The sequence below is a fragment of the Pseudomonas citri genome, assembly GCF_025336485.1.
Lineage (GTDB): Bacteria > Pseudomonadota > Gammaproteobacteria > Pseudomonadales > Pseudomonadaceae > Aquipseudomonas > Aquipseudomonas citri.
This window is the reverse complement of the sequence record NZ_JAODAB010000001.1, coordinates 329,316-353,422: the sequence shown is the minus strand read 5'-3', so window position 1 is coordinate 353,422 and position 24,107 is coordinate 329,316. Positions and strand designations below refer to the sequence as shown.

Below are 24,107 nucleotides of genomic sequence, written 5' to 3'. Positions count from 1 at the left end.
TACATGCGCTTTTCAGCCTTGACCCAACGCATCGCCGGTGATGGCGCCGCTGCCTGGCAGATCCATGACCGGGCGCTGGCCCTGCGCGAGCAGGGCAGGGATGTGTTGCTGCTCTCGGTGGGCGATCCAGACTTCGACACACCGAGTACTATCGTCGAGGCAGCGGTGAACAGCCTGCGGGCCGGGGAAACCCATTATTCGGACACTCGCGGCCTGCACACGTTGCGCAGCCGCATCGCGGATTGTCATCGCCAACGTTGCGGCCAACTCGTGGGGGCCGAGCATGTCACCGTGTTGCCGGGTGCACAGGGCGCCGTGTATGCGGTCGCGCAATGTTTGCTCAACCCTGGCGACGAAGTGATCGTCGCCGAGCCGATGTACGTCACCTACGAAGCGGTGTTTGGCGCCTGCGGGGCGACCGTGGTGCCCGTGGCGGTGCGCCCGGAAAACGGTTTCCGGGTCGAGCCGGCTGATGTGGCGCGCCTGGTGACGCCGCGTACCCGGGCGATGCTGATCAACAGTCCGAACAATCCTTCCGGCGCCAGCCTGTCGCTGCCGGTCTGGCAAGCGCTGGCGCAAGTGTGCATCGAGCATGACCTCTGGCTGATCAGTGACGAGGTCTACAGCGACCTGCTGTACGAGGGCGCGCACATCAACCCGGCCAGCCTGCCGGGCATGGCCGAGCGCACCGCGACCATCAACAGCCTGTCCAAGTCCCACGCCATGACCGGGTGGCGGATCGGTTGGGTCATCGGCCCCGAGGCCCTGGCCGGGCACCTGGCGAACCTGTCGTTGTGCATGCTGTTCGGCCTGCCGGATTTCGTCCAGCGCGCGGCCGAGGTTGCGCTGGCCTGCGATTGGCCGGAAGTGGCCCTGATGCGCGAAGAATATCGCCAGCGCCGTGACCTGGTCTGCGCCATGCTCGACAACTGCCCGGGCCTGGTCCCCGTGCGACCTGACGGGGGCATGTTCGTCATGGTCGATGTACGTCACACCGGCCTGGATGCACAGGGCTTCGCCGAATGCCTGCTGGAAGGTCATGGCGTGTCGGTGCTGGCCGGCGAGGCGTTCGGGCCCAGCGCGGCGGGGCATATTCGCATCGGGCTGGTGGTCGACCAGGTGAAGCTGGCGGATGCCTGCCGGCGGATTGCCCTGTGCGCGGCGGGGTTGTTGCAGGAGCGGCGGGCCTGAGCAGGCCCGTCTCCCACATGTATTAGCTGGACCTACGCACGAGCCTCATCACCCCAACGAAAAACGCCGGCACGAACACCACCGCCAACGTCGCGCTGATCATCCCGCCAATCACCCCGGTGCCGATGGCTTGCTGGCTCGCCGAGCTGGCACCGCTGGCGAGGGCCAGGGGAACCACGCCAAGGATGAACGCCAGGGAGGTCATGATGATTGGGCGCAGGCGCAGGCGTGATGCTTCGAGCGTCGCGTCGATCAGGTCGCGGCCCTGGTCATGCAGGCTCTTGGCGAACTCGATGATCAGGATCGCGTTCTTGGCCGAGAGGCCGATGATGGTGACCAACCCGACCTTGAAGAACACGTCGTTGGGCATGCCGCGCAACGACACGGCCAGCACCGCGCCGAGTACCCCCAGCGGCACCACCAGCAGCACCGATGTGGGAATCGACCAGCTCTCGTAGAGCGCCGCCAGGCACAGGAACACCACCAGCAGCGACAGCCCCAGCAACAGCGGCGCCTGGCTGCCGGACAAGCGTTCCTGCAACGACAGCCCGGTCCATTCCTGGCCCAACCCCGCCGGGCCCAGAGCCACCAGTCGTTCGATTTCCGCCATGGCCTCGCCGGTGCTGTGGCCGGGCGCCGGCTCGCCGGAAATGGCGATGGCCGGGTAGCCGTTGTAGCGGGTCAGTTGCGTCGGGCCCTGGGTCCAACGGGCCTGGACGAACGCCGACAGCGGGACCATTTTCCCGGCGTCGTTGCGCACGTGGATTTTCAGCAGATCGGCGACCTGGCTGCGTTGGTCGCCTTGGGCCTGGACGATCACCCGCTGCATGCGCCCTTGGTTGGGAAAATCGTTGATATAGGCCGAGCCCACCGCCGTGGCGAGGACGTTGCCGACATCGGCGAAAGACACGCCCAAGGCGTTGGCCTGCTTGCGGTCGACTTCCAGTTGCACCTGCGGCGCTTCGGCCAGGGCGCTTTCGCGCACGTTCATCAGCACCGGGCTTTTTTCCGCGGCGGCGAGCAACTCGTCGCGGGCCTGCATCAGCGTGGCATGGCCGAGGCCGCCACGGTCCTGGAGGCGGAACTCGAAACCGCTGGACGTCCCCAGGCCGTCGACCGGCGGCGGCAACACGGAAAAGGCCATGGCATCCTTGATCTGGCCGAAGGCCTGGTTGGCGCGCTCGGCGATCGAGCTGGCCGAGTCGTCACGACCACGCTCGGACCAATCCTTGAGGGTGGTGAAGGCCAGCGCGGCGTTCTGCCCGCTGCCGGAAAAACTGAAGCCCAGGATCACCGTGCTGTCGCCGACCCCCGGCTCGGCGGCGTTATGCGCTTCGATTTGCTCGGCCACCTGCACCGTGCGGTTTTTGCTCGCGCCGGGTGGCAACTGGATATCGGTGATGGTGTAGCCCTGGTCTTCCACTGGCAGGAACGAGGAGGGCAGGCGGCTGAACAACAGGCCCATGCCCACCAGCAGCACGCCATAGATCAGCAGGTAGCGCCCGGTGCGCTTGAGGGCATGGGCCACCCAGCCTTGATAGTGGTCGCCCAGTTGCTCGAAGCGTCGGTTGAACCAGCCGAAGAAGCCGCCCTTGGCGTGGTGTTCGCCCTGGCTCAGCGGTTTCAACAAGGTCGCGCAAAGCGCTGGGGTCAAGGTCAATGCCAGGAACGCCGAGAACAGGATGGAGGTGGCCATGGACAAGGAGAATTGCCGATAGATGACGCCCACCGAACCTGGCATGAACGCCATCGGCAAAAACACCGCCACCAGCACCAGGGTGATGCCGATGATCGCGCCGGTGATCTGCTGCATGGCCTTGCGCGTGGCGTCCCGGGGCGACAAGCCTTCACTGGCCATGATCCGCTCGACGTTCTCCACCACCACGATGGCATCGTCCACCAGGATGCCGATCGCCAGCACCATGCCGAACATGGTCAGCACGTTGATGGAAAACCCCAGGGCGAGCATCGTGGCGAACGTGCCCATCAGCGCCACCGGCACCACCAGGGTCGGGATCAGGGTGTAGCGGATGTTCTGCAGGAACAGGAACATCACGGCGAACACCAGCAGCATGGCCTCGCCCAGGGTGTAGACCACCTTGGTGATGGAGACCTTGACGAACGGCGAGGTGTCGTAAGGAATCTTGTATTCCACGCCGGCCGGGAAATAGCGCGCCAGTTCGTCCATCTTCTCCCGCACCCGGTTCGCCGTGCTCAAGGCGTTGGCCCCTGGCGACAGCTGCACGCTGACGGCGGTGGAGGGTTTGCCGTTGAGCCGCGTGGAGAACTGGTATTCCTGGCTGCCGACTTCCACGTGCGCAACATCGCCGATGCGTACGCTGGAACCGTCGGGGTTGGCCTTGAGCACGATCTCGGCGAATTCCTGCGGCGTGGACAATTGGCCCTTGACCAGCACGGTCGCGGTGATCTCCTGGGTGGTGCGGGTCGGCAGGTCGCCGATGCTGCCGGCGGAAACCTGGGCGTTCTGCGCTACGATGGCGGCGTTCACGTCGGCCGGGGTCAGGTTGAAGCTGAGCAGTTTCTGCGGGTCGATCCAGATCCGCATCGCGCGTTCGGCGCCGTACAACTGGGCCTTGCCGACACCGTCCAGGCGCTTGATCTCGTTCATCACGTTGCGCGCCAGGTAATCGCTGAGGGCGACGTCGTCGAGCCTGCCATCGTTGGAGGTGAGGGTGATCAGCAACAGGAAACCGGCGGACACTTTGTCCACTTGCAAGCCCTGTTGGGTGACCGACTGCGGCAAGCGCGACTCCACGGCCTTGAGGCGGTTTTGCACGTCGACCTGGGCCAGTTCCGGGTTGGTGCCGGGCTGGAAGGTGGCGGTGATGGTGGCGCTGCCCAGGCTGCTCTGGGAGTTGAAATACAGCAGGTTATCGGCGCCGTTGAGTTCCTCCTCGATCAGGCTGACCACGCTCTCGTCCACGGTTTGCGCCGAAGCGCCTGGGTACACCGCGTAGATCTCGATCTGGGGCGGCGCGACGTCGGGGTATTGCGCCACCGGCAACTGCGGCAGGGCCAGCACGCCGGCCAGGAGGATGAACAAGGCAACCACCCAGGCGAACACCGGACGGTCGATGAAGAACTGCGGCATAGGAAACGTCCTGCTTACTGGCCAGGGACCTGGGCGAGTGGAAGAGGGGTGTCGTCGATCCGGACTTTTTCACCGGGACGCGCGTGTTGCAGGCCCTGCACGACGATACGGTCGCCGGGCTTGAGGCCGTGGGTGACGATCCAGCGGTCACCCTGCACGGCGCCCAGTTCCACCGGCTGTACGCTGACTTGCTGTTGCGCGTCCACCAGCAGCACCTGGGCGATGCCGGCGCTGTCACGCTGGATGGCCCGTTGCGGCACGCTGATGCCCTGGCGGTCGAAGGCTTGTTCCAGGCGCACGCGCACGAAGCTCCCCGGCAACAGGTCGAGGTCAGGGTTGGGGAATTCGCTGCGCAGGGTGATCTGGCCGGTGCCCGGATCGACGCTGATGTCGGTGAACAACAGCTTGCCCGGCAGCGGATAGAGGCTGCCGTCATCCTGGATCAGCGTGGCCTTGGCCTGGTCCTGGCCGACCTGCTGCAACTGCCCGGAGCGCAAGGCGCGGCGCAGTTCGTTGAGCTCGCGGGTCGATTGCGTGAGGTCGGCGTGGATCGGGTCCAGCTGTTGGATGAGGGCCAGCGGCGTGGTTTCGTTCTGCCCCACCAGCGCGCCTTCGGTGACCAGCGCCCGGCCAATGCGCCCGGCAATCGGCGCAGTAACGGTGGCATAACCCAGGTTCAGCCTGGCTCGCTCCACCGTGGCCCGGTTGGCGGCGACCTCGGCGGTGGTCTGGCGCGCGGCGGCGCGGGCGTTGTCGTAATCCTGGGCGCTGATGGCCTTGTCCTCGACCAGACGGGCGTAGCGCTGCTCCTGCAGACGGGCCTGGAAGGCGTTGGCCTCGGCCTTGCGCAGCGCGGCTTCGGCGCTGTCCAGGTCAGCCTTGAGCGGTGCCGGATCGATGCGGAACAGCACGTCGCCCTTTTTCACGTCGCTGCCTTCGCGATAGACCCGCTGCAACACCACGCCGGGGACCCGCGCGCGGACCTCGGCGACACGCGGCGCGGCAATGCGCCCGCTCAGTTCGCTGCTGATGGACAACGGGCGGGCCTCGATGGTCTCGACGCTCACGCTGGCCAGCGGCGCTGGGTCTTCGGGGCTCGGCGAGCTGTCGCAGGCGCTCAACAGCAGCGTCCCGAACAGCAGGCCCAAGGTGGTGAAGGAGTTCTTTGGCATGGTGCTTCCCCAATAATGAACCCCGTCATGCTACGGGGCATGACGGGGCTCATCGGTAAAGCTTTGTAGGGGCTGTGTGAAATTGTGTAAGGGTTTTGCGCCCGGGTGGGTGAGGGCGTATATCCTTGGCAGCTTGAGATTTCCTGTGCCTGTGAGATCGCCGTCGTGAGCAGGTACCACAGCATTTTCTGGATACATCCATGCCTAACATCCTCCTGGTCGAAGACGACACCGCGCTTTCCGAGCTGATCGCCAGTTACCTGGAACGCAACGGCTATCAGGTCAGTGTGCTCAGCCGTGGCGACCATGTCCGCGAGCGGGCACGGGTCGATTCGCCGGACCTGGTGATCCTCGACCTGATGCTGCCGGGGCTCGATGGCTTGCAGGTCTGTCGGTTGTTGCGTGCCGACTCCGCGTCGCTGCCGATCCTGATGCTGACCGCCCGGGACGACAGCCACGATCAGGTGCTGGGCCTGGAAATGGGCGCCGACGACTACGTCACCAAACCCTGCGAGCCCCGGGTTTTGCTGGCGCGGGTGCGAACCTTGCTGCGCCGCAGCAGCCTCAGCGAGCCCCAGACCGGCAACGACCGCATCCTCATGGGCAACCTGTGCATCGACCTGTCCGAGCGCACCGTGACCTGGCGCGGGCAGGCGGTGGAGCTGTCCAGCGGCGAATACAACCTGCTGGTGGTGTTGGCCCGGCATTGCGGCGAAGTGCTCAGCCGCGACCAGATCCTTCAGCGCTTGCGGGGTATCGAGTTCAACGGCACCGACCGTTCGGTGGACGTAGCGATCTCCAAGTTGCGGCGCAAATTCGACGACAACGCCGGCGAAGCGCGCAAGATCAAGACCGTGTGGGGCAAGGGCTATCTGTTCAGCCGTAGCGAGTGGGAATGTTGAGCCGATGTGGAAGCTGCTGATTCGTCTTTACCTGGTCACCATCGTCTCCTACAGCGCGGCGATCTACCTGATGCCGGAACTGGTGGTCCGCCTGTTTCACGAGCGGTTCCTGACCTATAACCTCGACTATTCCCGCGGCTTGCAGACTTTGATGGTCAAGCAGTTCCGCGCCGTGCCCAGCGATCAATGGCCGGCGCTGGCGGCGCAGATGGACAAAGAGTTCGAACCGCTGCGCATTGAACTGGCCGCCGTCGACGACGAGGATTTCAGCGCCGATGAGCAGGCGCGTCTGTCGCGTGGCGAAAACGTCGTGCGCCTGGGTGACTGGGCCTGGCGGACCCTGGCGGTGGCGCCACTGGATGGGCGCACGGCGGTCAAGATGATCGTGCCCCCGGACCCGGCTGATGTCAGTTGGTTGTACTGGAGCATCAATGTGCTGATCGGCGCGACGCTGCTCGCCTGCCTGCTGCTCTGGCTGCGCCCCCACTGGCGCGACCTGGAACGCCTCAAGCGCACCGCCGAGCGTTTTGGCAAGGGCCACCTCGGCGAACGGACGCAGATTGCCTCCAGCTCCAACATCGGCAGCCTGGCGCATGTCTTCGACACGATGGCCGGCGATATCGAGAATCTGCTCAACCAGCAGCGCGACCTGCTCAACGCGGTCTCCCACGAGTTGCGCACGCCCTTGACCCGACTCGACTTTGGCCTGGCCCTGGCGCTGTCCGACGAGCTGCCGACGGCCAGTCGCGAGCGACTGCAAGGGTTGGTGGCACACATTCGAGAGCTGGACGAGTTGGTGCTGGAGTTGCTGTCCTACAGCCGATTGCAGAACCCGGCGCGCTTGCCCGAGCGGGTCGAAGTGGCGCTGGACGAGTTCATCGACAGCATTCTGGGCAGCGTCGACGAGGACCTGGCGGCGCCGGACGTGGTCATCGACGTGCTGTTGCACGACGCGCTGGAGCGTTTCGTGCTGGACCCGCGCCTGACCGCCCGGGCCCTGCAGAACCTGCTACGCAACGCCATGCGTTACTGCGACAAGCGGATCCAGGTCGGCGTGCTGGTCAGCGACCAGGGTTGCGAGATCTGCGTGGACGATGACGGCATCGGGATCGCGCCCGGCGAACGCGAGCGAGTGTTCGAACCGTTCTATCGCCTGGACCGCAGCCGTGACCGTGCCACGGGCGGCTTCGGCCTTGGCCTGGCGATCAGCCGCCGCGCCTTGCAGGCCCAGGGCGGCACTCTCACAGCCCAGGCTTCGCCGCTGGGCGGCGCGCGGTTCCGGTTGTGGTTGCCGGCACCGTCCATGTTTGCCTGAGCAAAACGACGGAACCCGTCGCGAGGGAGCTTGCTCCCGCTGGGTCGCGTAGCGGCCCCAAAGAGCTTGGGAGCGCTTCGCACTCCAGCGGGAGCAAGCTCCCTCGCCACAGGTACAGTGTCCGTCCTTAAGCGAACAGCATTGCGGCGCCTCAACCAAACAACCCCGCCGCAATGTTGATCGAAAACCCCAGGATCGCGGTGTTGAAGACGAACCCGATCAATGATTGCGCCAGGACGATCTTGCGCAGTTGCCGCGTGGCGACGCCCACGTCCGAGGTCTGTACCGCGACGCCGATGGTGAACGAGAAATACAGGAAATCCCAATAGTTGGGGGTGGTCAGGCCTTCGGCGAAGCGCAGGGCCGGCTCGTTGCCGTCCCAGGTGTAATACAGCCGTGCGTAATGGACGCTGAAGATCACCCCGATCAGCAGCCATGAACCGATGACGGTCAGCGCGGTGAAGCCATAGCGCAGCAGCTTGCCCGCCGTGTCCAGGTCGCGGCTGCCGGCCAATTCCAGGGCGATGGTCGCCAGGCTGGTCAGTGCCGCGATACTGACCAGCAACAGGACCAGGCCGGCATTTTCGTCTTCGATTTCGGCGATGCGCTTGACGTCGGGGGCCTTGGCCCGCACGGTGAGCCAGAACATCAGCGCCAGGTAGGACCAGACGCCGACGTTCCAGCCGACCAGGACCTTGCTGAGCAGCGAGCCTGCCGGGAGCAGGATGCCCGCCGCAAGGCCGAGGACGAAGGCCCCGGAAAGACGTGGGTGGGTACGGGCCAGGAAGGGCATGGGCGTTACTGGCCTGGTCCGGGGCCGTTCAGGGCGTCGGACTGGATCAACGTCACGCCGGCCTCTTGCATCCTGCGGATCGCCGCGTCCAGCGAGCCTTCGGTGTCGATGCCGCGACACGCGTCCAGCACCACGTAGGCGTTGAACCCCGCCGCCCGGGCATCCAGCGCCGTGTACATCACGCAGAAGTCCAGGGCCAGTCCCACCACGTGCACCGTGTCGATACCGCGCTCCTTGAGGTAGCCCGCCAGCCCGGTGGGGGTCTGACGGTCGGCCTCCATGAAGGCGGAGTAACTGTCGATGGCGCTGTTGCAACCCTTGCGGATGATCAGTTGGGCGTGAGGCAGGTCCAATGCCGGGTGCAGGGCGGCGCCATCGCTGCCCTGGATGCAGTGGTCCGGCCATAGCTTCTGCTCGCCATAGGGCAATTGGATAACGTCGAAAGGTTGTTTGCCCGGATGGCTGGACGCAAACGATGCATGGCCGGCCGGGTGCCAATCCTGCGCCAGGACGACGTGCCGGAATGAACGGCCCAGTCGGTTGATCAACGGCACGATCTCATCGCCGCCTGGTACGGCCAGCCGTCCTCCCGGAATGAAGTCGTTCTGGACGTCGATGACCAGTAATGTGCGGGTCGAAGCCCGTGTGGCTGGCGTGCTCATGATGGATCCTCCTTGAAATGATCCCTCGATATTAGCCTAACGCTGCCGATTCAATATTTGCATAACCGCTATAGCGAGCAAGCGTTGCCCCCACAGGATCGGGCGACATTCAGTGTGGGAGCAAAGCTTGCTCGCGATTCAGGCGACGCGTTCAACAGCCGTGTACACTGGCCGGCTGCATTCGCAGGCAAGCCCGCTCATGGGGAAGAAGCGTCGGAAAATGTCTTTCGTCGCAAATGTTCCAGGTTTGATGGCTTTTTGACATATGGTCCGCGTGTCGCTGGCACGATTAAGTACAATCGCCGGCCTCGACCGGGCATGGAAGCAGTTCGGCGTTCCAGCTACGAGAAAACAATATGCTCCTTGGCAGTTATTCCCCCGCCCTTGTATCGATTTCCTTGTTTGTTGCGGTATTGGCCTCTTATACCGCGCTGGACCTGGCGGGACGTATCGCTACTGCCGAGGGACGCGCGGCGTACCTGTGGATGAGCGGCGGTGCCTTGGCGATGGGGGTGGGCGTGTGGTCCATGCATTTCATCGGCATGCTGGCGTTCAGTTTGCCGGTGGCGTTGGGTTACGACGTCTCGATTACCGCGCTGTCACTGCTGATCGCCATTCTTTCCTGCGGTTTTGCCTTGTGGCTGGTCAGCCAGCCGCGGTTGCCGGTGTGGCAGTTGGCCCTGGGTGCATTGATCATGGGCGCGGGCATCAGTGCCATGCATTACACCGGTATGGCGGCGCTGCGCATGCAGCCGGGCATCGATTATGACCCGACGTTGTTCAGCGCTTCCCTGGTCATTGCAGTGGCCGCCTCGGCAGCGGCGTTGTGGATCGCTTTTCGCCTGCGTCGCAACACCCCTCATGTGCGCCTGGCACGCGCGGGGGCGGCGGTGCTCATGGGTGTTGCCATCGTCGGTATGCATTACACCGGCATGGCCGGGGCCAGGTTCAGCGATGGCAGTTTTTGCGGAGCCCTGGATGGCTTGAGCGGCAAGGGCCTGGACAATTTGGTCCTGATCACCACCCTGGCGATATTGGCCATCGCTTTGTTGACCTCGATTCTCGACGCACGCCTGGAGGCCCGGACCGCGGAATTGGCCCAGTCCTTGACTCTGGCCAACCGGGAGTTGACCAAACTGGCCTTGCACGATCCCCTTACCGGATTGCCCAACCGCGTATTGTTGGCCGACCGTATCGACCAGGCCATGCATCGGGTGCAGGAGCAGGGCGGTTGCTTCGCCTTGATGTTCATTGACCTGGACGGTTTCAAACCGGTCAACGACGCCTTCGGTCACCACATGGGAGACATGCTGCTGCGGGATGTCGCCCTGCGCCTGCGTGAGGACCTGCGCAGCCAGGACACCCTGGCGCGGATCGGCGGCGACGAATTCGTGCTGCTGGTGCAATTGGCCGAGCCCGATGACGCCTTGCGCCTGGCGGCACGCCAGGTCGGGTTGATCGGCCGTACGTTCCGGGTCGCCGATCATGACCTGCAAATATCCGCCAGCGTCGGCATCGCGTTGTACCCGGGTAACGGCCGGAGTGCCGAAGAACTGCTGATGAACGCCGACGCGGCGATGTACCACGCCAAGGGCGCAGGCAAGAACGGCTACAGCTTTTTCGACATCTCGATGAACAGCGACGCCCGTCGGCAATTGCAATTGCTGCAAGACTTGCGCATCGCCGTCGAACAGCGGCAATTCAGCTTGCATTACCAACCCAAGTTCGATGCCGCCGACGGCCGTCCGGTTGGCGCCGAAGCATTGTTGCGCTGGAATCATCCGACCCAGGGCTTGCTGATGCCCGACACCTTCATCGACCTGGCGGAAAAGACCGGGTTGATCATTCCCATCGGCGAGTGGGTGCTGAACGAGGCGTGCCGCCAAATGCGCGAATGGTACGTGCTCGGCTATACCGACTGGCGCATTGCGGTGAACCTGTCGGCCTTGCAGTTTTGCCATGCGGGCCTGGTGCAGAGCGTGGCCCAGGCATTGCGCAGCCATCAACTTGCGGCCAACAGCCTGACCCTGGAGATCACTGAGACCACCGCCATGAGCGATGCCGACGCAAGCATGACGGTATTGCAACAGCTTTCGGACATGGGCGTGGATCTGTCCATCGATGACTTTGGCACTGGCTATTCGAGCCTGATGTACCTCAAGCGCCTGCCGGCCAATGAGCTGAAGATCGACCGCGGCTTCGTCCGCGACCTGGAGCGCGACAGCGATGACGCGGCCATTGTCTCGGCCATCGTGGCCCTCGGCCAGGCCTTGGGCTTGCGGATTGTCGCCGAAGGGGTGGAGACCGACGTGCAGCAGGACTTCTTGACCCAGTTGGGCTGTGATTCCTTGCAGGGCTATCTGCTGGGGCACCCGCTGCCGGCGGAGCGCTTTTTGCTGGAGATGCGCCAGGCCAATCGCACGGCGACGGCCTGAGACGCCTCCAGGCTAGAGCACTTCCCCTTTGTCCCACAAATGAACCAGCTCGCCAGGTGCCCGGTCCTCGGGCACCTGCAGCACCATTTCGTCGTCCTGGTCGTTGGCGCGGTAGCGCACTTCGATCTGGAAGAAGCGTTGATCGCCCCGGCCCGGCGTGGATGAGGTCAGCGGCAGGCAGCCTTCCAGCACCGAGCAAATGCGCGTGCGCTGGTCGAGGTCGCACTGGGCGAACTCGATTTCCCGGGGGCGCGTCAAGGCGTGGATGGCTGCCACGCCACCCTGGCGTGACAGCCGGACCACGGCCTTGTCGTCAAGGTCTGGGAGGGTTTTCATCAGGACTCCTCTGTCGGATCGACGCCAACCTGGGCCCAGCCATCCTGCACCGCTTGCACTTCCCGCGCACCGAAACGCTGGCGTGCGTGCTCGACGGTCAAGCGGGCGAAAGCGCTGAAGGACGCGTCATTGGCCAATGTTCTGTCACACAAGGTTTCATACCAGATCCGGCCGGCTTTTTCCCAGGCAAATCCACCCAGGGCGGTGGCCACCAGATAAAAGGCTCGGTTGGGGATGCCGGAGTTGATGTGCACGCCACCGTTGTCCTCGCGGGTGATGACGAACTGGCGCATGTGCGCCGGTTGCGGGTCCTTGCCCAGCAGCGGGTCATCATAGGCCGTGCCCGGGTTGGACATGCTGCGCAGGCCGTCGCCCTGGATCTTGTCGGTGAGCAGGTCGGCGCCGATCAGCCAGTCGGCCCTATTGGCGGTCTGGTCGAGGACGAATTGCTTGACCAGTACGCCGAACACATCGGAGATATGCTCGTTCAAGGCGCCGGACTGATTGGCATAGATCAGTCCCGCCTCGCTTTCGGTGACACCATGGGCCAACTCATGGGCGACCACGTCGAGGGAGCGGGTGAAGCGTTGGAAGATCTCGCCATCGCCGTCGCCGAAGACCATTTGCGCGCCGTTCCAGAAGGCGTTTTCGTAGCCTTGGCCGTAATGCACGCTGCCCACCAGGGCAAAGCCCTTGTTATCGATGGAGTCGCGCCCCAGCACCTTCCAGAAAAACTCATAGGTGGCACCCAGTGCGTCATAGGCTTCGTCCACGGCCGGGTCGCCGCTGGCCGATTGGCCTTCCACGCGTATCGGCTGGCCGGGCAGTTCCATGGTGTTCTGCGCATCGTGCACGCTGCGTTGCGGGTGTCCGGCCTTGCCCGGCCTGGGCAGCTTGGCGGCCGCCGGCACGGTATTCGGTGGGCCGGGGTTGTGGCGCAGGTTGCGCACGTGGGTCAGGGTGCCGAGGGCCCGGGAACGTTGCTGTTCGGAGCCGTGGGCGATGATGCGGTTGAGGACGTAGGGAGGAATGAAGCTGTGGAGTGGACGAGGGTCGATCATCAGAAAATCCTTATCTGAAAGGCAGGGTCGATACCCATGTGAACCGAAGCGGCTGCAGCGGTTCCCTTGCACATGCAATACACAAAAGTTTGCCAGGCCGGCAAATTTCTGCGAAAAACCGCGCCTCGATCCACACGGGAATACCCCATGAACGAAGAGCTGCAAATCATCGACCTGGAACAAGGCGACGGCAAAAGCGTAGTCAGAGGCGCGCTGATCACCACCCAATACCGCGGCACGCTCGAAGACGGCACCGAATTCGATTCGTCCTACAGCCGTGGCAAGCCCTTCCAGTGCGTGATCGGCACCGGTCGCGTCATCAAGGGGTGGGACGTGGGGCTGATGGGCATGAAGGTGGGCGGCAAGCGCAAGCTGTGGGTGCCGGCCCACCTGGCCTACGGCGAGCGTTCCATGGGCGCGCACATCAAGCCCAACACCAACCTCATTTTCGAAATCGAGTTGCTGGAAGTGCTGACCCGGGACGATTGAGTGGCCTCAGCTCCGGGCCAGCAGCGTCCAGTTGAAAGTGTTGCTACTCTTTGCAGGCGATGCATGGCTTTATTCGTCAGGGAGCGAAATATGGAGGCGGAACTGCATGACCTGGGTGTCTCCCAAGTGGCTGCGGCCATTGCCGAGCCGGCCCGGACCCGCATGTTGTGTGCGTTGATGGACGGCCACGCCCGGACCAGCACCGAGCTGGCCAGTATTGCCGACGTCGGTGCTTCCACCGCCAGTGCCCACCTGGCGAAGCTCAAGGACCTGGCCCTGGTGCGCGTGCATGTGCAGGGGCGTCATCGTTACTACAGCCTGGCGGACAAGCGCGTCGCCCAGGCCCTCGAAGCGCTGATGGTGATCGGCCAGAGCGCCGCGCCGACCTTCACCCCGCGCACCCCGGATCGCCTGCAATTTGCCCGCACCTGCTACGACCACATGGCCGGCACCCTGGCGGTGCGGCTGCATGATCGCCTGCTTGAGGCCGGGTGGCTGGTGGAGGCGGGGCAGGGCTATGGGTTGAGCGAGTCGGGCGAGGAACTGTTTGCGGGGCTGGGCATTGACGTTCAAGTCCTCGCCGCGCAACGACGCCGGTTCGCCTGCCCATGCCTGGACTGGAGCATGCGCCGTCCACACCTGGGGGGGGCCTTGGGGGCGGCATTGCTGCAAGCGGCGATCAAGCGCAAATGGGTGGTCCAGGACCTGGACAGTCGGGCGCTCGGGCTGACCGCCAGCGGCCACAAGGAAATGGCCGCGCGGTTTGGGATCTGTACCGAAATGGATGTGAAACCCGTTGGCGCTATCGGGAGCAGGCTCGCACCTGCGGTGGAGCTGCGGTGAAGCAAGGCTTGTGCATCGAGCGCGGCCCCATGTGGCGAGGGAGCAAGCCCCCTCGCCACAAAAGCCGAGGCGTGGATCAGACCTTGACGATCCAGCCCGCCGGGGCTTCGATGTCGCCGGTCTGCACGCCGGTCAGCTCTTTGTAGAGCTTCTGGGTGATCGGGCCGACTTCGGTTTCGCTGTGGAATACGTGCAGCTTGTCCTTGTAGCTGATGCCACCGATCGGGGTGATCACCGCGGCGGTCCCGCAGGCGCCGGCTTCCTTGAAGTCCGACAGTTTGTCGATGAACACGTCGCCTTCGACCACTTCCAGGCCCAGGCGCGATTTCGCCAGTTCGATCAGCGACAGGCGGGTGATGCCCGGCAGGACCGACGGGGAGTTGGGGGTGACGAACTTGTTGTCGTGGGTGATGCCGAAGAAGTTCGCCGAGCCGACTTCTTCGATTTTCGAATGGGTCAGCGGGTCGAGGTAGATGCAGTCGGCGAAGTGGGCTTTCTTGGCCTGGGAGCCGGGCATCAGGCTCGCGGCGTAGTTGCCACCGACCTTGGCTGCGCCGGTGCCTTGTGGGGCGGCGCGGTCGAAGCTGGAAATCAGGAAGTTGTGCGGGGTCAGGCCACCCTTGAAGTAGGCACCGACCGGGATGCAGAAGATCGAGAAGATGAACTCGGGGGCGGTGCGCACGCCGATGTTGTCACCCACGCCGATCACGAACGGGCGCAGGTACAGCGCGCCGCCGGTGCCGTAAGGCGGAATGAAACGCTCGTTGGCGCGGACCACTTGCTTGCACGCTTCGACGAACTGCTCGGTGTCGACATGCGGCATCAGCAGGCGGGCGCAGCTGCGCTGCATGCGGGCGGCGTTCTGGTCAGGGCGGAACAGGTTGATCGAACCGTCCTTGCAACGATAAGCCTTCAGGCCTTCGAAGCATTGCTGGCCGTAGTGCAGGGCGGTGGAGCCCTCGCTGATGTGCAGCACGTTGTCGTCGGTCAGGGTGCCGGCGTCCCATGCGCCATTGCGCCAGTGCGACAGGTAGCGCTTGTCGGTCTTGATGTAGTCAAAGCCCAGTTTGTCCCAATTGATGCTCTCGTTACCCATGACACCCTCTATTTCTTAACAAGCGTCGAAACGGTTCAGGCTTCTGACGTTTTTGGATGGGGACAACAATACTTCATTCCGGGGGCGTTTCGCAGCCTGCTCGATAGGTGACAGGCAGATTTTCCCGGTGCACTCACCTCTGTGGCGAGGGAGCAAGTTCCTTCGCCACAGGTGAAACGCATGCCTATAGATGCAACGCATGCCCCAACGCCCGCAGCGCCGCTTCCTGCACGGCCTCACCGAGCGTCGGATGGGCATGGATGGTGCCGGCGATGTCTTCCAGGCGCGCGCCCATTTCCAGGGACTGGCCGAACGCGGTGGACAGCTCCGACACACCGACGCCGACCGCCTGCCAGCCCAGCACGAGATGGTTGTCCCGCCGCGCCACGACCCTGACGAAGCCGCTTTTCGATTCCAGGGTCATGGCCCGGCCATTGGCGGCGAACGGGAAGCTCGACACGATGCAGTCGAGCCCGGCGGCCTTGGCCTCGTCGGGTGTCTTGCCGACCACCACCAGCTCTGGATCGGTAAAACACACAGCCGCAATGGCCGCCGGGTTGAATTCCCGGTGCTGGCCGGCGATCAGCTCGGCGACCATTTCACCCTGGGCCATGGCCCGGTGGGCGAGCATCGGTTCACCGCTCAGGTCGCCGATGGCCCAGACATTGCGCATGCTGGTCTGGCAACGGTTGTCGATTTTCACGGCCGGGCCGTTCATCGCCAGGCCCAGGGCCTCGAGGTTCCAGCCCTGGGTGTTGGGTTTGCGACCGACGGCCACCAACACCCGGTCGGTGTCCAGCTTCAGCGTGTCGCCATCGGGGGCACGCACCTGCAAGGTGCTGGCCTCGGCATCGAAACCCTCGACGCTGTGCTTGAGGTACAGCTTCACGCCCAACTGCTTGAGCGCCTCGTGCACCGGTTGGGTCAGTTCACCGTCATAGGCCGGCAGGATCCGCTCCTGGGCCTCGACCACGCTGACTTCGGCACCGAGTTTGCGGTAGGCGATGCCCAGCTCCAGGCCGATGTAGCCACCGCCGACCACCACCAGGTGCTTGGGCAGCGACGTGGGGGCGAGGGCTTCGGTGGACGAAATGATCGGCCCGCCGATGGGCAGCATCGGCAGCTCGACGCTCTTCGAACCGGTGGCCAGCAGCAGGTGTTCGCACTGGATGCGCGTATCACCGACCTCGACAGTCTTGCCATCGACCACGTTCGCCCAGCCGTGAATGACCTGGACCTTGTGCTTTTTCAACAGCGCCGCGACGCCGGTGGTCAGGCGATCGACGATACCGTCCTTCCATTCCACGCTTTTGCCGATGTCCAGGGTCGGCGCCGACACGCTGATGCCCAGCGCCGAGCCCTGGCTGTGATGCCGGGTCTGCTGGAACTGCTCGGCCACATGGATCAAGGCCTTGGACGGAATGCAGCCGATGTTCAGGCAGGTGCCGCCCAACGCCTGGCCTTCCACCAGAATGGTCGGGATGCCCAGTTGCCCGGCGCGGATCGCCGCCACATAGCCACCGGGGCCGCCACCGATGATCAGCAGCGTCGTGTTCAAAGTTTGCATTGCCTGCTCCATTAATGATCAGTCCACAAACAAGGTGGCGGGTTGTTCGAGCAGGCCACGCAGGGCCTGGATGAATTGCGCGGCGTCCATGCCGTCGACCACCCGGTGATCGAAGGAGCTGGAGAGGTTCATCATCTTGCGGACCACGATCTGGCCTTTGATCACCACTGGCCGTTCGACGATTTTGTTCACCCCGACAATCGCCACTTCCGGCAGGTTCAGCACTGGCGTGCTGACGATGCCGCCGAGCGCGCCGAGGCTGGTCAGGGTAATGGTCGAGCCGGACAGCTCATCGCGGCTGGCCTTGCCATTGCGCGCGGCGGTTGCCAGGCGCGCGATCTCCGCGGCGCTGTCCCACAGGCTGCGGGCCTCGGCGTGACGCACCACTGGCACCATCAGGCCGACGTCGCTCTGGGTGGCGACACCCACGTGCACGGCGCCTGAGCGGTGGATGACCTGGGCTTCGTCGTCGTAACGGGCGTTCATCTGCGGGAAGTCGCGCAGGGCCACGACCATGGCGCGGACCAGGAACGGCAGCAAGGTCAGCTTGCCGCGACTGGCGCCGTGTTTTTCATTCAGGTGGACCCGCAGCTCTTCCAGCGCGGTGACGTCGATTTCTTCTACATAGCTGAAATGCGCTGCGCGCTGGGTCGCTTCCTGCATGCGCTGGGCGATCTTGCGACGCATGCCGATCACCGGGATCTGCTGCTCGTCGTGGCGTTCGGCATAACCCGAACCGCCTTGGGCCGGGCTCGAGGGACCTTGGGCCAGGTAGGCCTCCAGGTCCTCATGCAAGACGCGTCCAGCGGGGCCGCTGCCTTGGACCAGGCGCAACTGGATGCCCAGGTCCAGGGCATGTTTGCGCACCGCGGGCGAGGCCAACGGACGCTCGTCAGCCTCGCGGGCCACGGGTACTTGTGGGGCGCAGCGCGGTGCGGCGACGGCTTTTTCCACCACCGGTTGCGGTGTCGCCACGGGTGCGGGTTTCGGGGCCTGCACCGGGGCGGCCGGTTCGGCCGACTCCTTCAGGTTGCCTGCGCCTTCGACTTCGATGCGGATCAGTTCGCTGCCCACCGCCATGACTTCACCCGGCTCGCCACCCAAGGCGATGACCCGGCCATGCACTGGCGAGGGAATGTCCACCATGGCTTTGTCGGTCATGACGTCCGCCAGCACCTGGTCCTCGACCACCAGGTCGCCGACCTTGACGTGCCACACCGACAGTTCTACTTCCGCGATGCCTTCGCCGATGTCCGGCATCTTGATAACGTGCGTGCCCATTCAGACCTCCATGACCCGTTTCAACGCCGCGCCCACACGGGACGGCCCTGGGAAATACGCCCACTCCTGCGCATGCGGGTAGGGGGTGTCCCAACCGGTGACGCGCTCGATGGGCGCTTCCAGGGAGTGGAAGCAATGTTCCTGGACCAACGACACCAACTCGGCGCCGAAGCCGCAGGTGCGGGTGGCTTCGTGGACGATCACGCAACGGCCGGTCTTCTTCACCGACTTGACGATGGTGTCCAGGTCCAGCGGCCACAGGCTGCGCAGGTCGATGACTTCGGCGTCGATGCCGGTTTCCTCGGCGGCGGCCTGGGACACATAGACCGTGGTGCCGTAGGTCAACACGGTCACGTCCTTGCCCGGACGGGTGATGGCGGCGACGTCCAGCGGCACGGTGTAATAACCGTCCGGCACCTGGGCGGTCGGGTGTTTCGACCACGGCGTTACCGGGCGGTCGTGGTGACCGTCGAACGGGCCGTTATACAGGCGCTTGGGTTCGAGGAAGATCACCGGGTCATCGTTTTCAATGGAGGCGATCAACAGGCCCTTGGCGTCATAAGGGTTCGAAGGCATCACCGTGCGCAGGCCGCAGACCTGGGTGAACATCGCTTCGATGCTCTGGCTGTGGGTCTGGCCGCCATAGATGCCGCCGCCGCAAGGCATGCGCAGGGTCATCGGCGCGGTGAATTCGCCGGCCGAGCGATAGCGCAGGCGCGCCGCTTCGGAAATGATCTGGTCGGAGGCGGGGTAGACGTAGTCGGCGAACTGGATCTCGGCCACCGGCCGCAAGCCGTAGGCGCCCATGCCCACCGCCACGCCGACGATACCGCTTTCGGAAATCGGCGCGTCGAACACCCGCGAGGTGCCGTATTTGCTCTGCAGGCCTTCGGTGCAGCGGAATACGCCGCCGAAATAGCCCACGTCCTGGCCGAACACCACGACGTTATCGTCGCGCTCGAGCATCACGTCCATGGCCGAGCGCAGGGCCTGGATCATGGTCATGGTGGTAGTGGTCATGGCGGTGTCCAACGCAATATTGTTGTTGTGATCGTTCATGTCAGATCCCCAACTGCTGACGCTGGCGCTTCAAGTGCTCCGGCATCTCTTTGTAGACGTCTTCGAACATGGTCGCGGCGCTTGGAATCTGGCCGCCGGCGAGGGTGCCGTACTGCTCGGCTTCCTTCTGCGCGGCGATGACCTCGGCTTCGAGCTCGGCGGTGACAGCGGCGTGTTCCTCTTCGGACCAGTGGCCGATTTTCACCAAGTGCTGTTTGAGGCGGGCAATCGGATCGCCCAACGGGAAGTGGCTCCAGTCATCGGCGGGGCGGTATTTCGAGGGATCGTCGGAGGTGGAGTGCGGGCCGGCGCGGTAGGTGACCCATTCGATCAACGCCGGGCCACAGTTGCGCCGGGCGCGTTCGGCGGCCCAGCGCGAAGCGGCATAGACGGCCATGAAGTCGTTGCCATCGACCCGCAGCGAGGCGATGCCGCAACCGACGCCGCGTCCGGCGAAGGTGGTGGCTTCACCGCCGGCGATGGCCTGGAAGGTGGAGATCGCCCATTGGTTGTTGACCACGTTGAGGATCACCGGCGCGCGATAGACGTGGGCAAAAGTCAGCGCGGTGTGGAAGTCCGATTCGGCCGTGGCGCCGTCACCGATCCAGGCCGAGGCGATCTTGGTATCGCCCTTGATCGCCGAGGCCATGCCCCAGCCCACGCCCTGGATGAACTGCGTGGCGAGGTTGCCGGAAATAGTGAAGAAGCCGGCGTCCTTGACCGAGTACATGATCGGCAATTGCCGGCCCTTGAGCGGATCGCGCTCGTTGGACAGCAGTTGGCAGATCATGCCCACCAACGGCACGTCGCGGGCCATCAGGATGCTTTGCTGGCGGTAGGTGGGGAAGCACATGTCATCGATGTTCAGCGCCAGGGCCTGGCCGCTGCCGATGGCTTCTTCGCCGAGGCTCTGCATGTAGAACGACATTTTTTTCTGGCGTTGGGCGACCACCATGCGGTTGTCGTAGATCCGTGTCTTGAGCATCGCGCGCATGCCTTTGCGCAGGATCTCGAGGGGCACGTCTTCGGCCCACGGACCATGGGCATTGCCCTGGTCGTCGAGCACGCGGATCAGGCTGCGGGCCAGGTCGGCGGTGTCGGACGGTTCAACGTCGATGGAGGGTTTGCGCACCGTGCCGGCATCGCTCAGATGCAGGTAGGAGAAGTCGGTCTTGCAGCCGGGACGACCCGAGGGTTCGGGAACGTGCAGGCGTAGCGGTTCATACGCTGTGGTCATGGCTTTCTACGCTCGATCTTGTGAATTTCTTGTAGTGGGCGCGCTAGCTGACAAATTCCCTGGGTAAGGGAAATTGTCCTACAACAATCATAGGCTCGACGCGGAAGAATATTTTTCTCTGTTGGCTTGCTGTTCAGATCATTTGCAGATAAAAAATCTTCACAATGATAAAAAACAGGAAGATTTTTCTCATGCGCAAGTTGGATCGCACCGACATCGGGATTCTGAACAGCCTCCAGGAGAACGCCCGCATCACCAATGCCGACCTGGCCCGTTCGGTCAATCTGTCGCCGACGCCGTGCTTCAATCGGGTCCGGGCCATGGAAGAGCTGGGGGTGATCCGCGACCAGGTGACCTTGCTCGACGCCGATCTGTTGGGGCTGCACGTCAATGTGTTCATCCATGTCAGCCTGGAGAAACAAGTGGAGGAGGCGCTGCAGCACTTCGAGCAGGCGATCGCCGACCGGCCCGAAGTCATGGAGTGCTACCTGATGGCCGGTGACCCGGACTACCTGATCCGCGTACTGGTGCCGACCATCCAGGCGCTGGAGCGTTTCATGATGGACTTCCTGACCAAGGTCCCGGGCGTGGCGAACATCCGCTCCAGCTTCGCGCTCAAGCAGGTGCGCTACAAGACCGCGCTGCCGCTGCCGGCCAATGGCTTGACCTTGGGCACCTGAAAAATCACAGGGGAGCCGCTTCGCGCCTCAGCGGGAGCAGCCCCCAACTGTTAGAACTGGTTGATCGGAATCTTCAGGTAGACCACGCCATTGTCCTCGGCTGGCGGCAGGTTGCCGGCCCGCACGTTCACCTGGATCGCTGGCAGCAACAGCGTCGGCGCGCCCAAGGTTTCGTCGCGCTGGGTACGCATGGCGACGAACGCGGCCTCGTCGATGCCGTCGTGGATGTGGATGTTGTGCTGGCGCTGTTCACCCACGGTGCTCATGCATTGCGGCGCTCGGCCTGGCGGCGGGTAGTCGTGGCACACATAAAGTCGCACCCCGGCAGGGAAGGCCAGCAGCTTGCGGATCGAGGCATAGAGCAAATGAGCATCGCCACCGGGAAAGTCGCAACGGGCCGTGCCCACGTCGGGCATGAACAGCGTGTCGCCCACCAGGATCACATCGTCGTCGATCAGGTAGGCCATGTCCGCCGGGGTATGGCCGGGCACGTGCAGCGCGGTGGCCTTGAGGTGGCCGATCCGGAACGACTCGTCGGGTGCGAACAGATGATCGAACTGCGAGCCATCCACTGCAAATGACGGTTCGAGGTTGAACCGTGCCTTGATCACCTCCTGGACCTGGCCGATGGCTAGGCCGATGGCGATCTGACCGCCCAGAGACTGGTGCAGATACGGGGCGGCGGACAAGTGGTCGGCGTGAGCGTGGGTTTCCAGCAACCATTGCACCGTCAGGCGATGTTCGCGCACAAAAGCGATGACCCGGTCGGCCTGTTCGGTGCCGCTGCGTCCCGAGGCCGAGTCGTAGTCCAGCACCGGGTCGACCACCGCGCATTGCCCGCCATCGTATTCATGGACCACGTAGGTGTAGGTCTTGGAAACCGGATCGAGAAAGCTCTGAATCTGCGCGGGCATGGTCGCGAACCTGTGCGGGAAGGGCCATGATCAGTCTAGAACACAACGCCCGCAGTGCCTCCATCGCGGGCAAGCCTTGCGCACAGTGAGTCCCCTCGCCACAAGGGGACTGTCGTTGTGTCTTACAACACCAAATGCGGCAACCACAGTGAGATGGCCGGGATGTAAGTCACGATCATCAGTACCACGAACAGCATGGCGTAGAACGGCAGCAAGGCCTTGACGGTGTGCTCGATGCTGACCTTGCCAATCGCCGAGCCGACGAACAGCACCGCACCCACTGGCGGTGTGATCAGCCCGATGCCCAGGTTCACCAGCATGATCATGCCGAACTGCACCGGGTCCACGCCGATGCCCATGATCACCGGCATCAGGATCGGCGTAAGGATCAGGATCAACGGTGCCATGTCCATCACGGTGCCAAGGATCAGCAGCATCACGTTGATGCACATCAGGATCACGTAGCGGTTGTCCGACAGGGTCAGGAACGCGGTAGTGATCTTCGCCGGGATTTCCATCAGCGTCATGATGTAGCCGAAGCTGGCGGCGAAGCCGATCAGGATCATCACGATGGAGATGGTGCGCACCGTGCGGTGCATCAGTTTCGGCAACTCGCTCCACTTGTAGTCGCGGTAGATGCACATGGTCACGAAGAACGCCCACACCACGGCAATGGCGGCGGATTCGGTGGCGGTGAAGACACCGGAGAGAATGCCGCCGAGAATGATGAACAAAGTCATCATGCCCCACATGGCTTCCTTGCAGATTTTCAACGCTTGCTTGAGCGGAATCACTTCGCCCTTGGGGTAATTACGCTTCTTCGCGAAAACCAGGCACAGCGCCATCAGGCAGAGGTTCATCATGATGCCCGGGACAATGCCGGCCATGAACAGCGAGCCGATCGATACGGTGCCGCCGGCCGCGAGCGAGTACAACACCGCGTTATGGCTGGGCGGCGTCAGCAATGCTTGCACCGAACCACTGACGGTGACGGCGGTGGCGAACTCACGCGGATAACCCCGTCGCTCCATTTCCGGGATCAGCACCGAGCCGACCGAGGCGGTGTCGGCAACCGAGGAACCGGAAATCGCGCCAAAAAAACTCGAGGCCACGAGGTTGACCAGGGACAGGCCACCGCGAACGAAACCCACCAGCACGCTGGCGAAGGCCACCAACCGGCGGGACATACCGCCCTCGGCCATGATCGCCCCGGCCAGCACGAAGAACGGAATGGCCAGCAGGGAGAATTTGTTCACCCCACCCGCCACCTGGATCATCATGGCCTGGAACGGAATGTCGATCCACCACGCCCCGATCAGGGCGGCAGCGCCCAGGGCGTAGGCGACCGGCATGCCGATCAGGATCAACAACAGAAAACTGCCCAGCAGTATCAGAGCGTCCATTAAGCGGCACCTTCATTTTCTTCAACCAGATCGAACTGCACGACCCGACGCTGGCTTTGATCGCCCAGCAAGAGTTTTTCAACGACAAAGATCAGTGTCAGGAAACCACCCACCGGAATCGGCATATAGGTAATGCCGACGCGCAGGGTGGGGATGGCGCTCATGAATTGATTCCAGGTGGTCATGCACAGCTTGGCGCCCCAGATGGTCATGAAAATGCAGACCGCCGCCATCAATAGCTGGGAGAGAATCGACGCTGCGGTTTTCAAGTTTGGTGGCAGGCGGCTGGTGACCATGTCCACGGCCATGTGGGAGCCGGAGCGGTAGCTGGCGGCCGCACCTATGAAGGTGAACACGATCATCAGCAGGATCGCCGTCGGTTCCGGCCAGCTCGAGCCTGAGCCGAGCACATAGCGGGCGAACACGCCCCAGGGAATCATCAGCGCAACCGCCAGGACCGAAAGGCCGGCCACCCAGATGCAGGTCATGTAGATCTTGTCGTTGATACGCAGCAGCAAATTCTTCATCGGGTTTCACCCTGACTGGGCGCGCCTTTTAA

The 24,107-nt window shown here is 63.7% G+C and carries 21 protein-coding genes; 7 read left to right on the top strand and 14 right to left on the bottom strand.

From position 1 onward, the window contains the following. Positions 1 to 3: 3 nt before the first annotated feature. On the top strand, positions 4 to 1,191 hold the full coding sequence (locus N4Q37_RS01555; RefSeq protein WP_260954709.1) for a pyridoxal phosphate-dependent aminotransferase: 1,188 nt from the start codon (positions 4 to 6) through the stop codon (positions 1,189 to 1,191). A 22-nt stretch (positions 1,192 to 1,213) separates the two neighbouring features. Here N4Q37_RS01555 and N4Q37_RS01550 read toward each other — a convergent pair whose 3' ends face one another. Together N4Q37_RS01550 and N4Q37_RS01545 are read right to left on the bottom strand one after the other, a co-directional pair. Further along, the gene (locus N4Q37_RS01550) at positions 1,214 to 4,303 is read right to left on the bottom strand and encodes an efflux RND transporter permease subunit (protein ID WP_260954708.1); all 3,090 of its coding nucleotides are present in this window, start codon (positions 4,301 to 4,303) and stop codon (positions 1,214 to 1,216) included. A 14-nt stretch (positions 4,304 to 4,317) separates the two neighbouring features. Continuing rightward, positions 4,318 to 5,475 (bottom strand): efflux RND transporter periplasmic adaptor subunit, encoded by a 1,158-nt coding sequence (locus N4Q37_RS01545; protein ID WP_260954707.1) that lies wholly within the window; start codon positions 5,473 to 5,475, stop codon positions 4,318 to 4,320. Positions 5,476 to 5,675: 200 nt separating this feature from the next. On the opposite strand from N4Q37_RS01545, the gene N4Q37_RS01540 reads away from it, so the two are divergent. Beyond that, positions 5,676 to 6,377, top strand: a complete 702-nt coding sequence (locus tag N4Q37_RS01540; protein ID WP_260954705.1) for a response regulator transcription factor — start codon at positions 5,676 to 5,678, stop codon at positions 6,375 to 6,377. A gap of 4 nt (positions 6,378 to 6,381) precedes the next feature. Beyond that, positions 6,382 to 7,692 carry an ATP-binding protein gene (locus N4Q37_RS01535; protein WP_260954703.1) on the top strand — a complete coding sequence of 437 codons (1,311 nt, stop codon included), beginning with the start codon at positions 6,382 to 6,384 and terminating at the stop codon, positions 7,690 to 7,692. 151 nt (positions 7,693 to 7,843) lie between these two features. Here N4Q37_RS01535 and N4Q37_RS01530 read toward each other — a convergent pair whose 3' ends face one another. Together N4Q37_RS01530 and pncA are read right to left on the bottom strand one after the other, a co-directional pair. Next, positions 7,844 to 8,485: a DUF1345 domain-containing protein gene (locus N4Q37_RS01530; RefSeq protein ID WP_260954701.1), complete on the bottom strand. Its 642-nt coding sequence runs from the start codon at positions 8,483 to 8,485 to the stop codon at positions 7,844 to 7,846. 5 nt (positions 8,486 to 8,490) lie between these two features. Further along, positions 8,491 to 9,147 carry a bifunctional nicotinamidase/pyrazinamidase gene (pncA, locus tag N4Q37_RS01525; RefSeq protein WP_260954699.1) on the bottom strand — a complete coding sequence of 219 codons (657 nt, stop codon included), beginning with the start codon at positions 9,145 to 9,147 and terminating at the stop codon, positions 8,491 to 8,493. 356 nt (positions 9,148 to 9,503) lie between these two features. Here pncA and N4Q37_RS01520 point away from each other — a divergent pair, with 356 nt between their 5' ends. Next, positions 9,504 to 11,582 (top strand): putative bifunctional diguanylate cyclase/phosphodiesterase, encoded by a 2,079-nt coding sequence (locus N4Q37_RS01520; RefSeq protein ID WP_260954697.1) that lies wholly within the window; start codon positions 9,504 to 9,506, stop codon positions 11,580 to 11,582. A 12-nt stretch (positions 11,583 to 11,594) separates the two neighbouring features. On the opposite strand, the gene N4Q37_RS01515 is transcribed toward N4Q37_RS01520, so the two are convergent. Continuing rightward, complete coding sequence (locus tag N4Q37_RS01515; RefSeq protein ID WP_053122893.1) at positions 11,595 to 11,918, bottom strand: protealysin inhibitor emfourin; 324 nt, start codon at positions 11,916 to 11,918, stop codon at positions 11,595 to 11,597. Continuing rightward, positions 11,918 to 12,979 carry a M4 family metallopeptidase gene (locus N4Q37_RS01510; RefSeq protein WP_260954696.1) on the bottom strand — a complete coding sequence of 354 codons (1,062 nt, stop codon included), beginning with the start codon at positions 12,977 to 12,979 and terminating at the stop codon, positions 11,918 to 11,920. Before N4Q37_RS01510 ends, N4Q37_RS01515 begins: the two co-directional genes overlap by 1 nt. A gap of 147 nt (positions 12,980 to 13,126) precedes the next feature. Here N4Q37_RS01510 and N4Q37_RS01505 point away from each other — a divergent pair, with 147 nt between their 5' ends. Further along, on the top strand, positions 13,127 to 13,468 hold the full coding sequence (locus N4Q37_RS01505; protein ID WP_260954694.1) for an FKBP-type peptidyl-prolyl cis-trans isomerase: 342 nt from the start codon (positions 13,127 to 13,129) through the stop codon (positions 13,466 to 13,468). Between the two features lie 90 nt (positions 13,469 to 13,558). Next, positions 13,559 to 14,311 carry an ArsR/SmtB family transcription factor gene (locus N4Q37_RS01500; protein ID WP_260954693.1) on the top strand — a complete coding sequence of 251 codons (753 nt, stop codon included), beginning with the start codon at positions 13,559 to 13,561 and terminating at the stop codon, positions 14,309 to 14,311. Positions 14,312 to 14,387: 76 nt separating this feature from the next. Here N4Q37_RS01500 and N4Q37_RS01495 read toward each other — a convergent pair whose 3' ends face one another. The 5 genes from N4Q37_RS01495 to N4Q37_RS01475 form a co-directional block, all read right to left on the bottom strand. Next, positions 14,388 to 15,407 carry a branched-chain amino acid aminotransferase gene (locus N4Q37_RS01495; RefSeq protein WP_260954692.1) on the bottom strand — a complete coding sequence of 340 codons (1,020 nt, stop codon included), beginning with the start codon at positions 15,405 to 15,407 and terminating at the stop codon, positions 14,388 to 14,390. A gap of 184 nt (positions 15,408 to 15,591) precedes the next feature. Continuing rightward, positions 15,592 to 16,974 (bottom strand): dihydrolipoyl dehydrogenase, encoded by a 1,383-nt coding sequence (gene lpdA, locus N4Q37_RS01490; RefSeq protein WP_260954691.1) that lies wholly within the window; start codon positions 16,972 to 16,974, stop codon positions 15,592 to 15,594. A gap of 18 nt (positions 16,975 to 16,992) precedes the next feature. Continuing rightward, positions 16,993 to 18,255: a dihydrolipoamide acetyltransferase family protein gene (locus N4Q37_RS01485; RefSeq protein WP_260954690.1), complete on the bottom strand. Its 1,263-nt coding sequence runs from the start codon at positions 18,253 to 18,255 to the stop codon at positions 16,993 to 16,995. Continuing rightward, positions 18,256 to 19,314 (bottom strand): alpha-ketoacid dehydrogenase subunit beta, encoded by a 1,059-nt coding sequence (locus N4Q37_RS01480; RefSeq protein ID WP_260954689.1) that lies wholly within the window; start codon positions 19,312 to 19,314, stop codon positions 18,256 to 18,258. Between the two features lies 1 nt (position 19,315). Next, positions 19,316 to 20,551, bottom strand: coding sequence for a 3-methyl-2-oxobutanoate dehydrogenase (2-methylpropanoyl-transferring) subunit alpha (locus N4Q37_RS01475; RefSeq protein WP_260954688.1), 1,236 nt, complete (start codon positions 20,549 to 20,551; stop codon positions 19,316 to 19,318). A gap of 191 nt (positions 20,552 to 20,742) precedes the next feature. Between N4Q37_RS01475 and bkdR the strand changes: the two genes are divergently transcribed. Then, complete coding sequence (bkdR, locus tag N4Q37_RS01470; protein WP_260954687.1) at positions 20,743 to 21,231, top strand: Bkd operon transcriptional regulator BkdR; 489 nt, start codon at positions 20,743 to 20,745, stop codon at positions 21,229 to 21,231. A 50-nt stretch (positions 21,232 to 21,281) separates the two neighbouring features. Here the strand turns inward: bkdR and N4Q37_RS01465 are convergent, their stop codons facing one another. The 3 genes from N4Q37_RS01465 to N4Q37_RS01455 form a co-directional block, all read right to left on the bottom strand. Beyond that, positions 21,282 to 22,145: an MBL fold metallo-hydrolase gene (locus N4Q37_RS01465; protein ID WP_260954685.1), complete on the bottom strand. Its 864-nt coding sequence runs from the start codon at positions 22,143 to 22,145 to the stop codon at positions 21,282 to 21,284. Positions 22,146 to 22,267: 122 nt separating this feature from the next. Continuing rightward, positions 22,268 to 23,548: a TRAP transporter large permease gene (locus N4Q37_RS01460; protein ID WP_260954684.1), complete on the bottom strand. Its 1,281-nt coding sequence runs from the start codon at positions 23,546 to 23,548 to the stop codon at positions 22,268 to 22,270. Continuing rightward, on the bottom strand, positions 23,548 to 24,075 hold the full coding sequence (locus N4Q37_RS01455) for a TRAP transporter small permease (RefSeq protein ID WP_260954683.1): 528 nt from the start codon (positions 24,073 to 24,075) through the stop codon (positions 23,548 to 23,550). Before N4Q37_RS01455 ends, N4Q37_RS01460 begins: the two co-directional genes overlap by 1 nt. Positions 24,076 to 24,107 lie beyond the last annotated feature (32 nt).